We start from the raw sequence: 13,480 nt of genomic DNA on the forward strand, positions 1-13,480 counted from the left end.
TTCACCAACAGCATTCTCTATTACAACTATATCATTCCACGAGAACAGCTCTTTTTTCAACTAATAAACTCCAAACACCCAAAATAAATAAGAGAAGAATGCCGATGAACGAAAAAGGCGACCAAGATAGCCTTGGATCGAATAGTTGAAAGATGAATGTAAAGACTGGCACAAAGCATAAACTCATCATTACCATCAAGGTTGTACAATGCTGAATACCTAGTTGCAATAAGTACATCGGAAGCATGACACCTACCACTGTCACAACGATTATCCACAAAATATTTCCTGAGAAATAATAGAAGAAAATATCATAAGTTACCAGAAAAGATAATAAAATTATGCCATAATAACGATGCGTCAAAATCATAGATGACGTCCATCCGGCCTCGCTTAATTTCTTTGAATACCTTGTACATAGTACTGCCCCAATCCCGCAGCCAACACTTGCTATTAAGCTAATAATGACTGGTAATGTCACATCCATTTGCACGGCAGAATTCCCACTCAAAACAGCCAATATTAAAATTATACATGCAAATAATGTACCAATTGCTATCATCCATTGCACTCTTGGAATGTATTCTTTCGCAAAAACAGCGAGCAATAAAACGAAAAGTGGACCGATTCCCATTTCAAGTGCACTTACAATGGCTGATTCTACATATTTTAAAGCGAAATAAAAGCCCATAAACGCCAAAACCGATGCGATATTCAATTTAACGATATATCCGATATTTCCCCGCCACTGGTCTTCCCGCTTATGTTTACGTGCAAAAAATGAGAAATATACAGCAGTAATGAAAAAACTAATGCCCGTAAATAAAAATGTCGGCACCTGTTGCACTTGCTTCGCATAAAACACCTGACTCATAGCAGTTAGCAGTGCCGATAACACAAGTGCCATCAACCCCATTGTCGCTGCTCGTTTTTTCATGATTTCCATTACAGTCTCCCCCTTTTTCATAAAAACTGATCATTTCACCAGCAGAGCGAACGATATTTCCCCAACAAAAAACTTCGTCTCTAATAAATATAGAGACGAAGTTATCCGCGGTACCACTCTGTTTAGCATGTAAGCTCACTTAGGCTATAACGGTAGCTGCCGTTCATGCTTACTAATTTCAGCACAAAAACTCCTGGACGAGTTCATGAATCGTTTGCGATGATTTTCACCTGCCATCATCTCTCTGCGAGTCAAACAATATTCATTACTACTTCCAATCATTGTTAAATATTTCTTTATACACTAAATCAATTATCCCTTCACGTCAATACCTTTTAAGTAGTGCAAATACTACAATTTGGTTGAACAAGAAGGAAGTTGAACAAAGGTATATTAACGCTTATTAATCAGGCTATGCCTCTTAAAGTAGAGTATTAACTAGATGCTGTTTTTGATGGACTTACAAAATCTCCTTGTATGGGTTCAAGCTCATCCAAAAAGCGGATACGAATAGATTGTCCATTCAAGTAATCAGAGGAATTCATTACTTGAAAATGTAAATGCGCTTCCGATGAATTTCCTGAATTTCCACATAAGCCAATTAATTGTCCTTGTTTTACGACTTCTCCTTCATTTACAACAATGGAATTTTGTTTTAAATGTGCAAGCATGCTATATTCATTATTTTTGTGCTCAATAATTACGCAATTGCCTTCAGGTTGACTTGAATTCATTTCGCAAGGTACATTATCTTTAATTCCCTCTAACACTTTCACGACCTTACCATCTTCTGGTGCTACAATATTTCGATTAAAAGCATAATAATTTTCATTTTCGTTTATTGAGTCCTTGTAAGAATGACCATTTTTCATAATGACTAAATCATACGCATATCTTTGATTTTCATAGATATAATGATAGTTTAAAAATTCAATAGCACCTCCCCAAGTTACAAGCCATTTATCTGTTATTGGCATAATATATGTATTTTTCGTATAATTTCTATCACTTTCTGGATACGAAAAAAACGCTCCTAGGTATATACCTAGGATTGTATTGCTATTATCAAAAGAAACACGGAGTTCTTTTTCTCTCTTATCATCCAACCATAAATATTGTGTTACATAATTATTTAAAGAGGTACGACATTCTAAGCTATAGTACTCAATCCCACTATTAAAGGATGCTGCCATATCAGTGAATTGGTCAAGAGTAACGAGCTCTTGAAATTCTTCAGATGTTTGTCCATAAATCACTTGAAACTCACGATTTATAAATTTGTTCCCAAAGTTGTCAGGATTGATATATTCCTTCTGTTTTTCTTCCATTTAAAACACCTCAACATTTAAAATTTTTTAATACTCACTTCATTTACTATTTTTATGTCAAAAAGTTTCATTTTACCAGTATTTTTTATCCAAACATAATACCTCCCATTTTCGTTTTAGGATCCATATGCCAGAGTACTAATCCTAGCATCGAATTTTTCAGTAAAGGGTTTTATGAAACATGTTTAATCCTACCAACGAAAAAATCCGAGAACCATGAAGATTCTCGGATTTTTTCGTTATACAATTCCAATCTCGCCGCTACATAACAAATGTGTTTAATGAATTTGACAACACATAGATGTTAGTGGACTTTCGCTTCGCTATCTACGCTCACCCCTAGTTTTTACTTTTAGTTAGATTTGCGATAAAACCTTCTACTTTCAATATTTTTTCTTCTAAACTGTTCTTTTGTTACTAAATTAACTATGATATAGAAATACTACTCAGGTCATTGTGAGAACACAGAAAAAAGAAATATAATGAGTCAAAAAAATATCAAAAATATTCAATATTTTAATACTTACAACTCATAATAAATCATTTTTTTATTATTTTACTATATTTCGTACAATTTTAGCTACTTATTGAACTAAATCAATAAATATTACAAAAATATCATTTTTGTTATATTTTTGATACCATATTGTTATATTAGAATGGTATTATATTACCTGCAAGTAAATAGTATTTAAGGGGAATATAACATCATGAATAAATGGACTTCAAAGATAGCAGCAATAACAGTAGGAACAACGGTCTTATTAACATCTGTTGGACAAGCTTCAGCAGCTTCATATACAGTAAAATCAGGCGATTCATTATCTAAAATAGCAAAAGAATATAATATTTCATATGAAACAATTATGAAGACAAACAATCTAACATCTACTTTAATTTTCCCTGGACAACAATTAATTATCGGAAAAAACCAAACATCTAATACTCCAGCTCCAAGTTCTACGACTTCATATACAGTAAAATCTGGGGATACATTATCTAAAATCGGTAGTCAGTATGGTGTTTCATATCAAACATTAATGGAATGGAATAAATTGTCTTCAACTCTAATCCATATTGGACAGAAGCTAGTAGTTAAAGGTTCTACGACTTCAACAACAAATCCACCGTCGAATACATCTAGTTCAAGTAATACATCTACTTATATAGTAAAATCAGGCGATACATTATCTAAAATTGGTAGTAAATATGGCATTTCGTATCAAACAATAATGAAATTAAATAATTTAACTTCTACAAAAATCTCAGTTGGGCAAAAATTAATTGTTAGTGGCTCAACAACATCAAAGCCAACAGTAAAGCCAGATTCACCTAATTCTTCAGTAGGTAATACTATTGTTTCAATTGCAAAACAATATAAAGGCGTAAAATATGTTTTCGGTGGTTCATCACCAAGTGGCTTTGACTGCTCAGGTTTTATTTCTTATGTTTATAATAAAGCAGGTATTTCAACATCTCGTTTATCTGCAGCTGGTTACTATAACGCATCAACACCTGTATCTACACCACAAATTGGCGACTTAGTATTCTTTAGCAATACATATAAATCCGGTGTTTCACATGTCGGTATATATATTGGCGGTAACCAAATGATTTCTGCAAGTGGTTATTACGTTCAAATTAGTAATATCGACGGAGCATATTGGGAAGATCACTTCACAGGTTATGGTCGTTTAAACTAATTACTATCACAAACAAAAGGGGCTATCCCATGAGTTATAATGAATGACTCATGGGACAGCCTCTTGTTTATTTTTAATAAATCGCTGGGATGATATAGTTTATTGTTTATTTCTTCTAATATATAAACACTTCGAAAAAGCCACCTACACTCAGAATAAGTTAGATGTATGCCTAGATAAGACCAAGGGGAAATTAAAAATTCTTTATCCCTATCAAATTGTTTAATATAAAACACTTTTTATACAGAATGTAACAGATCACTATCTAATCAAAATGCTTATACTTAATTTACTCAGCTAAAGTAGATTAATTTAGCCAAAAGCACTCAACATGGATGTTGTGAAAACGGACCTTCGTCACATTAATATCGAAGACTAATCTTCTCATTATCAAATTTTTATCAACGTTTGATAATTTTTTCAGAACTTAGTTAACTTCAATCTGTATTCTATTTGTATCAAGGTTTAATCGTTCTTTCAATTCATCAGTAATATTAAAGGAGAACAGTTCTCCTTCTTTCATATTTGTTGCTTGAAAACCTTGTCCTGTAACAACTGTGCCATCAGTCATCAATGGTGTCCAATTTGTAGTATCAAAATTTAATATTTGGTCAATATAGTTCTCACTAATTCTCCCTTTCTCTATCCATTCAGATGGTAAAAAATCAAAGCTCATACTTCTTTCCGATAATAAAATTTCCACATCCCCTTCTGGAATAGTCACCTTTCCATTTTCAGGAATATTTTCTCCATTAACTTTTAACTCATAAATTTACTGATTTCGAGAAAATTCCAACATTTCTTCATCTGAAAAATCCTCTATTATTTCTTTTATGACCGTCACTAAATATAGTTTTTCCTTATTCAGATATTCTGTTTGAATTTGTAATGCTTCTATTTCATTTGTGTATTCTGAAATGCTTTGCTGCTCTTTATTTGTATCAATTTCAACTTCATCTATCGTACTTTTCGATTGCTGTAAATCACCATCATTTTCGCACCCTATTAATATAGCACTAGTTAATAGACCCAATAATGCAATGATGTTAATTTTGCCTTTTTGAATTCGATTCTCTTTCACAATACCATTCCCTCTTTATGATCTATAAATGATTGTTTAACCGAAAACAATCATTATTTCCTTTCTATGAAACCCCTGCGTTTGTTCAACAAGAAATTTAATACTATGATTTATATCGCACTAAAAATGGTAAATTAAAACATATTGTGATTTTAGTTGGCAGCCGTTTTGTCTGACTTTTTTTAAAAAATTATCACCAGTAATGAACTATCATAAAGATATTTCAAATCAGATGTGTTAATTAGGGAAATATTAGGTTGTTAATTCCCAAATAATTAGTAATATCCTAATTTAATACTAACGCATGATACTATATTTTCAGTTGATTGTAGCATAGTCCCAGAGAAAAGCTTCCTGAAGAAATACAAGCGAACCGAGCATCCCGTAGCAGAAATCAACTTCCCACATTAATAGCAATAGTGAAAATTGGTTAATCAACACGTCTGTATTTTTGCAGGCTAATCCTAAATTCTCTTTTGTAATATCTGTTTTTCTTGAACCAAGGTTCCTCATCATCAGCGCTGCCTTAAAACCCCCTACGTAATCTCCAATTTAGCTTTGACCATATTAAATACTTTCTTCATTTTCAGTTTTTACTATCCTACTTTTTATATTTCTTTGTATTCGTTCATATTCAGTTCACAACTTCTTTATATACTCCTTTTGTAAACACGAATTGAAAGGAAGTATTAACATGAAAAAAGATAAAAAACAAAAAGGAATTGGTCAGTTTCTAAAATTGATTGTAGAAACGAAACCTTCTAAAATAATGATTAGTATAGCATTGCTACTTAGCTTAACAACAACAGGTGTTGGATTATTAGTGCCGCTATTCACCTCAAATCTTGTCAATGATTTTTCGATTAGCTCATTAAGTTCAAGTAATATCACTATCTTAGTTTTAGCGATTCTTGCACAAGCCTTAGCAAGCGGATTCTCTATCTATTTGTTAAATCGAATCGGTCAATATGTAGTTGCCAGTATTCGTGAAAAGCTATGGAAAAAGTTACTTGTATTACCTGTTAGTTATTTTGACGAACATCCTTCGGGTGAAACCGTAAGTCGTATGACTAATGATACATCCGTCGTAAAAGAGTTAATCTCTGAGCATTTAGCAAACTTCATTTCTGGAACGATTTCCATTGTTGGCTCCATCATTGTCCTATTCGTTCTTGATTGGAAAATGACATCCATTATGTTTGTTGCTTTTCCTATTGCTGCTTTAATTCTAATACCTCTTGGTAAAACAATGTATAAAATTTCTAAAGGCTTGCAAGATGAAACAGCTACATTCACTGCAGTACTTCAACAAGTATTATCCGAAATTCGTCTTATGAAATCTTCAAATGCTGAACAAATTGAATACCAAAATGGGCAACAAAAAATTAACAACTTGTTTCACTTCGGCTTAAAAGAAGCAAAAGTCCAATCAGTGCTTGGACCAATCATCAGCTTAGTCATGATGACTCTGCTTGTTCTATTACTAGGTTATGGCGGTATGCGCGTTTCTTCAGGTGCTTTAACTACAGGTGCATTAGTCGCTTTCATTATGTACTTGTTCCAAATCATAATGCCAATGGCGCAAATGGCTACTTTCTTTACCCATTTCCAAAAAGCAACTGGTGCAACAGAACGTATCATTACCATTTTAGAAGCTGCCGAAGAGCAAGATGCAACTGATGAAGTACAAAATATGAATGATCTCATCAAAGTGGAACATGTAAATTACAGCTACAATCATAAAGATCAAATATTAAAAGACATTACATTTAATGTAGAACCCGGTAAAGTAACGGCAATTGTTGGACCAAGTGGTAGCGGGAAAACAACGCTCTTCTCTCTATTCGAACGATTCTATACGCCTAATGACGGCACGATTTCAATTGGTGGTAAAGCCATTCATGAGTTCTCTCTACAATCATGGCGAAGTCAAATTGGCTATGTATCACAAGAAAGCCCAATCGTTTCAGGCACAATTCGAGATAACATTACGTATGGTTTAGAGCGAGCTGTAACAGATGAAGAATTAAATACCGTTGCAAAAATGGCTTATGCAGATCAGTTTATTGCTGACCTTCCAAATGGTTATAATACAGAAGTCGGTGAAAGAGGCATGAAACTCTCAGGAGGCCAAAGACAACGTATTGCGATTGCACGCGCCTTTTTAAGAAACCCTAAAATTCTAATGTTAGATGAAGCAACTTCTAGTCTTGATAGCAAATCCGAAAAAGTCGTCCAACAAGCGTTAAATGATTTAATGAAAGGCCGCACTACGATTGTCATTGCTCATCGTTTATCCACAATAATTGATTCAGATCAAATTATTTTTCTTGAAAAAGGATCGATTACTGGTATTGGAAGTCATTCAGAACTCTACAAATCACATGCGTTATATCATGAATTTGCAGATCAGCAATTACACACAATTGCAATAGCCTAATTCATAGAAAGGAATGAATTTGCATGACAAAACTATTAATTGTCGATGATGATGCACATATTCGAGAGCTACTACACCTCTTTTTGCAACAGGAAGGCTTTGACCTTTATGAAGCATCTGATGGTGTCGAAGCAATGACTTTACTGGAAAAGGTGAAAGTAGACTTAGCAATTATCGATATTATGATGCCCAATATGGATGGATGGCAGCTATGTCAGGAAATTCGAGATTACAGTGATATTCCAATTTTAATGCTGACAGCTAAAGGAGAGACTTCTCAAAAAGTAAAAGGCTTCAGCCTTGGTGCAGATGATTATCTTGTTAAACCATTTGAACCCATCGAATTGGTAATGCGTGTGAAAGCATTATTAAAACGCTACAACATCGCCCTCTCTCAAACACTTAACATCGGTGAACTAAAAATGAATCGTAAAACGCACGAGATTGTCTTTAACGATACAGACTATACGATTCCACTAAAAGAATTTGAATTGTTATTTAAACTTGGTAATTACCCTGGCAAAACTTTTTCTCGTGAACAATTAATTGAAGATATTTGGGGTTATGACTACGAAGGCGATGAACGTACCGTTGATGTTCATATAAAAAGATTGCGTGAAAAATTCCCAGAAGATGAATTTTCATTTCGTATTAAAACGATATGGGGTTTAGGCTACCGGTTGGAGCTGATTGAATGATGAAGAGACCTATTGCAAAGCCAATACTAGGCGCATTGTTTTTCATACTGTTTAATGTTAGTAGTTTTTCAGCTGCTCACTTTTTAATAGAACGTATCCCTATTCCAACTTCAAGCTACTTTCGCTTTATCTTTACAATCATCACAGGTTATTTATTCATGATGTTATTTGGAGTTATTATGCATTTGTTCATGCCTAATAAGCGCAAAAATATCTATCTTGAAGTCGTTTCAGCATTACGCAAAATTGCAAGTGGTGATTTTAACGTCTATTTAGATTTTAAAATGGATGAACGAAATGAAATTACAGAACTTGTCGATCAATTCAATCATATGGCAAAGCAATTACAACAAATGGAGGATATGCGTCAGGAATTCATTTCAAACGTTTCTCATGAAATTCAATCGCCATTAACTTCAATTATTGGTTTCACACAAGCATTGCAACACAAGCAGCTCTCAGAAGAACAACATCAGCATTATTTGAATATAATCGAAACAGAAAGCCGCCGATTATCGAAACTAAGTGAAAATTTAATGAAGCTGACAACGCTTGAATCTGAAAATCACTCATTTGAAAAAAAGAATTATCCTCTTGATCAACAATTGCGCACAATTATTTTAGCGTGTGAACCGAACTGGACTATAAAAAAATTAGAATTCGACGTTCATTTAGACAAAGTCACCTTATTAGCTGATGAAGATTTAATGAGCCAAGTATGGACAAACCTCATTCATAATTGCATTAAATTCACGCCTGATCATGGTAAGATAACTATTCATTTGGAAAAAAAGGAGCATCAAGCTATTGTTACAATTTCAGATACTGGTATCGGTATTTCGGAAGCTGATCAGCTACACATTTTCGAACGTTTTTATAAAGCAGATCAGGCAAGAGTGCGTTCAAATAACGGAAGTGGTTTAGGTCTATCCATAGTGAAAAAAATTATTGATATGCATAATGGGACGATTACGGTTCAAAGTGAGATTGACAAAGGAACGACATTCGTGATTAATTTACCAATAAATTAACAATCTTCCGTTCGTTCTAGCATTACCGAATAAGAATTTCTAACAGCAGTCTTTATCTGGCACAATAATAGTATTCTATTCCTCCAGGGAAAATAAATCTTATTCGATTATGTGAAAATTTACGGTGCAAGTCTTTAGTAAAACAAACAGGTCTCAAAATATTGATTTATTAAAGTTATATAGAATTTTCAAAAGTATAAAAAGAATTAATCTTTCAATGTGGTATTCTCCCCTTAGGTAGACAGACTTTAAAAATCTGTTCCCTTAAGGGGGCATTTTTTGTCTGAAAAATCGAATTCAATAAAATTCAAACTGATGGTTCTAGATAATAATTAGTGGGGTATTTGCAATGATTATTGTTAACATGTAGGTTGAATATTTTACCTATAGAAGCTGATAAGAAACAAATTACATCCGCTAGAGCTATCGGACAAATAATTCCTAGTGCTAGAAACTTATAATTGTAAGTTTTAAATAAATCGTTCAACTCTGGATGTCGATTCTCCAAAAATGTTTTCATCTTATTACCCGCAAAACTCCTTGAAAATATATAAACCAAAGTTTCACTCAATACGATACCCACTGTTGATAATAATGAACCTTCGATTGAGCCGAAGTACACTCCTCCCAAAATCATAAGAGTTGTGCCTGGAAAAAAAATAAAAGCCTAACGATCCATAGTCCTAGTTTCACTAGGGAAAATCACGAACATTTCAGTGGAGCGGAAGGCGGCGACTCCAGCGGGAAAAGCAAACGAACCGAGACCCTGGACTGAGCGTAGCGAGGGAAGCGGCTCGGTGCTTGCCCGCGGAAAGCGTCCGCCTGTAGCGTAACGATGCGAACGATCATAATTTTTATCTTTGCAATGTTTGTATTTCTTGATGGAAATACGAATTATGAAATTGATTCATATATAAACAAATAATATCCAAATAGCAATATTGATAAATTTTTTCAATTTCTCCACTCCCCCAATGCTTTAGATATACACATCGTAGGAAATGAAAATTAAGCAATTCACTTTAAAATCATTAAGAATTCTTAAGTTGTTCATTATATATAGGAAGTTCCACAATAAAGATTATCCAACCATCCTTGTATTTAGCACGAATAACCCCATTATGAAGCTCAACGATTCTTTTGGAAATCGAAAGTCCAAGACCAGTCCCTTGTGCATCCATTCTTGCCTGATCTCCCCTAAAAAACCGTTCAAACATTTTATTTACATCTTCTACTGGAGGTTTTTCCACTCTGTTTGATACTTGTAAAACTGCAGTATTACCTTTAGATTTAAAAGATATTTGTATATCAGAAGGTTTAATGCTGTATTTTATCGCATTCATAAAGAGGTTTTCATAAACTCGAACCATTTTTTCTACATCTATTAAAACTGGGATGTCTTCATCTGTTATCGAATTGCGAACACTTAATTGTTCTTCCTCAAATATTGGAATATATTCTCCAACTATTTGCTGCAATAAACTCGCCAACTCAACTTTATTCAGATTTAACATCACATCAGGACTTGATAAACGAGTAAATTCAAACAGTTCATCAATTAGGTGTTTTAGTCTATGTGATTTTGAATAGATGGTTTCAAAGTAATCATAAAATTGATCTTTATTTTCATATTGCTCGTTTTTTATTAAATCCAAATAGCCAATAATTGAAGTCAATGGCGTCCTTAAATCATGAGATACGTTTGTAATAAGTTCATTTTTTGCCTTTTCTAATTGCCTTTCATGTATGAATTTATTTTCTAACTCTTTTGACATGTAATTAATGTTCTGAGCTAGCTGGCTTAATTCGTCTTTACCTTCAATCTCAATTGTTAAACCTAAATTTCCATTAGCAATTTGGTTAACACTTTCCGAAATATGTCTCAAATATATAAATTTTTTTCGTACCAATAACAAAAAAACAACAATAAAATTTAAGATAATAAGAGAAAGTACTAAATACGCCATCAAACGGGCCTTTTCTTCACTAATATCTATAAAATAATTTATACCGACCAAATGAAAAACTAATTGGGAAATAATAACGAATAAAAAAAATGTAACAAAAAAACTAATTGCAATGGTTCCAAGTAGTTTTACAGTTAATTTATTCCTGAGTTTAATATTCCTCATATTTTATATCCTACTCCCCAAATCGTTTTAATATATATTGGCTGTTTGGGATCCTCCTCTATTTTGTTTCTAATTTTTGTAATGTGTACCATCACTGTATTATCAGATTTAAAAAAGTCATCCTTCCAAACTGCCTCATAAATTTTTGCAATACTTAACACACTCCCTTTGTTTCGAGCAAGAAGTTCTAAAATATCAAATTCTTTCGGAGTTAACCTAATTTCTTTCCTTTGTACCCAAACCTGACGTGAATCTGTATTTATCGTTAAATCACCTATCTCAATAACACTTTTGTCGAAAGATGAATCAGTATTGTACTTTTTATATCTTCTTAATTGAGATTTCACCCTAGCAGTTAACTCCAATGGGTTAAATGGTTTAGATAAATAATCATCTGCACCAGAAGCAAGACCTTTTATTTTATCCAGATCTTCTGATTTTGCAGAAAGCATAATGATAGGCATACTGCGTTCTTCCCTAATCTTCATGCACGCTTGAATTCCATCCATTTTCGGCATCATAATGTCTAAAATAATAAGGTCAAACGCATTTTCTTCTAACAATTTCATTGCTTCAATAGCATCTTCTGCCTTTTGAGTTTGCATACCTTCATTTTCCAAATACACTGAAATAAGATTTCTAATTTCTTTATCGTCATCAACAATTAATATTCTTGATATCATAATATTCCTCCGTATGTTTTTTTAATATAGTGCAGTTAAAGATGTAGGCAGGCGGAAAATTTCTATATTCTCTTTTCACATCTATTTTGGTGAAAAATTGATTAAAGAATGCCTTTTTTATTTTTGTGTATTGGAAAGTAATGAATTGCCCGTTCTCTTTCAAGATTTTAGTGGTATTTAATAGAATTTCATTTGAAACGTTTTTTGGTAAACTCGCAAAAGGGAGACCAGAAATAACATAATCTACATAAGGGATACGATACTTCTTCAAATATCGTTCAATTTTTTCGGCAGATCCATATTCAATGAATATATAATCTTCATCTTTATATTTTTCTTTCAGCAATGAATAAAATTCTTTATTATTTTCCACTAATAATATTACTGTCTTAGGATCTCTTTTTTTAATCAATTTTTCTGTGAACACACCTGTTCCAGGGCCATATTCAACAATATATTTTTCATCCTTAAAATCGATTTTTTCAATCATTCTATCACCAAGAAAACTTGAACTTGGAAGAATAGCACCTACTGTTTTTGGGTTCATTATAAATTGATATAAGAAATTAAATTTTTTCACATTAATTCTCCTCATTGGTTTGAATTGATAATCATACTTTAAAATTCAAACCTTAAGAGGGAGTGCCGAAAATTCTTAAGAATCCTTAAGATTTCTTGAGTTTAAAACAGCACTTTTATTTCGTCTATCCATTAAATAATGACCCATACTTTACCTTTCTTCTTATCATAGGTACTAAATTTAGTATCCCTAATATTGAACAAAGTATTTATTATGCTATTCTGTCCCGTTTGTGAATTACGAAATCCTAACTTACATGGGTTCTTATCAAATTTTATTTTAAAATCACAATAGACACCACGTGTGTCATGTGTAAGTGGAGTATTGATAATAAACGATAACAAAATAAACGACTTAAGATCTATGAAATATAGGTCTTAAGTCGCTCAAAACAATTATTATTATTACTTCTACTACCTTCTTAGCAGATGATATTTTACTTTCAAAAATTTCACTGTATTCACCTGTAAGGAGTACCCACTTTAGATTTTATTTTTCTAAAATCTAAAGCAATCCATTCGCTCTCTAGCTGCCGGTACTTTATTCAACAACCGTATAACTAGAGTGCTCCATAGCAATAACATAGTCAGGCTTTGGAGGTTTGCCACCGTGCTCTTTAATCTTATTTTTATGGCCGCAATATGCTCAGGGCTCTTTCCCCATGCTTTCCACGCCTCTTCTGATTCCCAACGAACAATCATCACTACTTCTTCTTCACCACGACGAACATTTTCATTCCTCCATTTAATGATAATTTCGATACTTGCTTTTTTCAAAAAAGGTTTTCTATTTTACTTTTAAAACAGTCATGCCGTCCCCTATTTTAAATATTTTCCGAAAAATATAAAGTGCTGTTTC

The 13,480-nt window shown here is 33.0% G+C and carries 12 protein-coding genes, 1 pseudogene and 1 other annotated feature; of the genes and pseudogenes, 4 read left to right on the plus strand and 9 right to left on the minus strand.

Annotated elements, in window-relative coordinates; translation table 11 throughout:
- Positions 1–31: 31 nt before the first annotated feature.
- Positions 32–946, minus strand: coding sequence for a DMT family transporter (locus tag AEA09_RS08820; RefSeq protein ID WP_053583480.1), 915 nt, complete (start codon positions 944–946; stop codon positions 32–34).
- A gap of 88 nt (positions 947–1,034) precedes the next feature.
- Positions 1,035–1,237 (minus strand) — a binding site (T-box leader).
- A 143-nt stretch (positions 1,238–1,380) separates the two neighbouring features.
- Positions 1,381–2,274 (minus strand): M23 family metallopeptidase, encoded by an 894-nt coding sequence (locus AEA09_RS20455; protein WP_053583481.1) that lies wholly within the window; start codon positions 2,272–2,274, stop codon positions 1,381–1,383.
- Between the two features lie 710 nt (positions 2,275–2,984).
- Between AEA09_RS20455 and AEA09_RS08830 the strand changes: the two genes are divergently transcribed.
- Positions 2,985–3,977, plus strand: coding sequence for a C40 family peptidase (locus AEA09_RS08830; RefSeq protein WP_053583482.1), 993 nt, complete (start codon positions 2,985–2,987; stop codon positions 3,975–3,977).
- Positions 3,978–4,404: 427 nt separating this feature from the next.
- Here AEA09_RS08830 and AEA09_RS08835 read toward each other — a convergent pair whose 3' ends face one another.
- Together AEA09_RS08835 and AEA09_RS08840 are read right to left on the minus strand one after the other, a co-directional pair.
- The gene (locus AEA09_RS08835) at positions 4,405–4,680 is read right to left on the minus strand and encodes a hypothetical protein (protein WP_156312105.1); all 276 of its coding nucleotides are present in this window, start codon (positions 4,678–4,680) and stop codon (positions 4,405–4,407) included.
- A 69-nt stretch (positions 4,681–4,749) separates the two neighbouring features.
- Positions 4,750–5,058, minus strand: a complete 309-nt coding sequence (locus AEA09_RS08840) for a hypothetical protein (protein WP_053583484.1) — start codon at positions 5,056–5,058, stop codon at positions 4,750–4,752.
- A gap of 694 nt (positions 5,059–5,752) precedes the next feature.
- Between AEA09_RS08840 and AEA09_RS08850 the strand changes: the two genes are divergently transcribed.
- Genes AEA09_RS08850 through AEA09_RS08860 form a run of 3 tightly spaced genes read left to right on the plus strand, consistent with a single transcriptional unit; the run spans position 5,753 to position 9,227 of the window.
- Complete coding sequence (locus AEA09_RS08850; RefSeq protein ID WP_053583486.1) at positions 5,753–7,498, plus strand: ABC transporter ATP-binding protein; 1,746 nt, start codon at positions 5,753–5,755, stop codon at positions 7,496–7,498.
- A gap of 23 nt (positions 7,499–7,521) precedes the next feature.
- On the plus strand, positions 7,522–8,196 hold the full coding sequence (locus AEA09_RS08855; protein ID WP_053583487.1) for a response regulator transcription factor: 675 nt from the start codon (positions 7,522–7,524) through the stop codon (positions 8,194–8,196).
- On the plus strand, positions 8,196–9,227 hold the full coding sequence (locus AEA09_RS08860) for a sensor histidine kinase (RefSeq protein WP_053584665.1): 1,032 nt from the start codon (positions 8,196–8,198) through the stop codon (positions 9,225–9,227). Before AEA09_RS08855 ends, AEA09_RS08860 begins: the two co-directional genes overlap by 1 nt.
- A 307-nt stretch (positions 9,228–9,534) precedes the next feature.
- On the opposite strand, the gene AEA09_RS19585 is transcribed toward AEA09_RS08860, so the two are convergent.
- The 5 genes and pseudogenes from AEA09_RS19585 to AEA09_RS08880 form a co-directional block, all read right to left on the minus strand.
- Positions 9,535–9,864: a VTT domain-containing protein gene (locus AEA09_RS19585; protein ID WP_245622819.1), complete on the minus strand. Its 330-nt coding sequence runs from the start codon at positions 9,862–9,864 to the stop codon at positions 9,535–9,537.
- A gap of 394 nt (positions 9,865–10,258) precedes the next feature.
- Positions 10,259–11,359 carry a sensor histidine kinase gene (locus AEA09_RS08865; protein WP_053583488.1) on the minus strand — a complete coding sequence of 367 codons (1,101 nt, stop codon included), beginning with the start codon at positions 11,357–11,359 and terminating at the stop codon, positions 10,259–10,261.
- The gene (locus tag AEA09_RS08870; protein WP_053583489.1) at positions 11,356–12,042 is read right to left on the minus strand and encodes a response regulator transcription factor; all 687 of its coding nucleotides are present in this window, start codon (positions 12,040–12,042) and stop codon (positions 11,356–11,358) included. The genes AEA09_RS08865 and AEA09_RS08870 overlap by 4 nt, the downstream gene beginning before the upstream one ends.
- Positions 12,017–12,622 (minus strand): class I SAM-dependent methyltransferase, encoded by a 606-nt coding sequence (locus AEA09_RS08875; RefSeq protein ID WP_053583490.1) that lies wholly within the window; start codon positions 12,620–12,622, stop codon positions 12,017–12,019. Before AEA09_RS08875 ends, AEA09_RS08870 begins: the two co-directional genes overlap by 26 nt.
- A 540-nt stretch (positions 12,623–13,162) precedes the next feature.
- Positions 13,163–13,356: pseudogene (locus AEA09_RS08880) on the minus strand (antibiotic biosynthesis monooxygenase family protein); the annotation flags it as partial.
- Positions 13,357–13,480 lie beyond the last annotated feature (124 nt).

Origin of the sequence: Lysinibacillus contaminans (assembly GCF_001278945.1) — a bacterium.
Lineage (GTDB): Bacteria > Bacillota > Bacilli > Bacillales_A > Planococcaceae > Lysinibacillus > Lysinibacillus contaminans.

Bases quoted from the DNA above. Each gene is read 5' to 3' on its own strand.
- AEA09_RS08820 (WP_053583480.1), bottom strand. From the start codon at position 946: ATGGAAATCATGAAAAAACGAGCAGCGACAATGGGGTTGATGGCACTT.
- AEA09_RS20455 (WP_053583481.1), bottom strand. From the start codon at position 2,274: ATGGAAGAAAAACAGAAGGAATATATCAATCCTGACAACTTTGGGAAC.
- AEA09_RS08830 (WP_053583482.1), top strand. From the start codon at position 2,985: ATGAATAAATGGACTTCAAAGATAGCAGCAATAACAGTAGGAACAACG.
- AEA09_RS08850 (WP_053583486.1), top strand. From the start codon at position 5,753: ATGAAAAAAGATAAAAAACAAAAAGGAATTGGTCAGTTTCTAAAATTG.
- AEA09_RS08855 (WP_053583487.1), top strand. From the start codon at position 7,522: ATGACAAAACTATTAATTGTCGATGATGATGCACATATTCGAGAGCTA.
- AEA09_RS08860 (WP_053584665.1), top strand. From the start codon at position 8,196: ATGAAGAGACCTATTGCAAAGCCAATACTAGGCGCATTGTTTTTCATA.
- AEA09_RS19585 (WP_245622819.1), bottom strand. From the start codon at position 9,864: ATGATTTTGGGAGGAGTGTACTTCGGCTCAATCGAAGGTTCATTATTA.
- AEA09_RS08865 (WP_053583488.1), bottom strand. From the start codon at position 11,359: ATGAGGAATATTAAACTCAGGAATAAATTAACTGTAAAACTACTTGGA.
- AEA09_RS08870 (WP_053583489.1), bottom strand. From the start codon at position 12,042: ATGATATCAAGAATATTAATTGTTGATGACGATAAAGAAATTAGAAAT.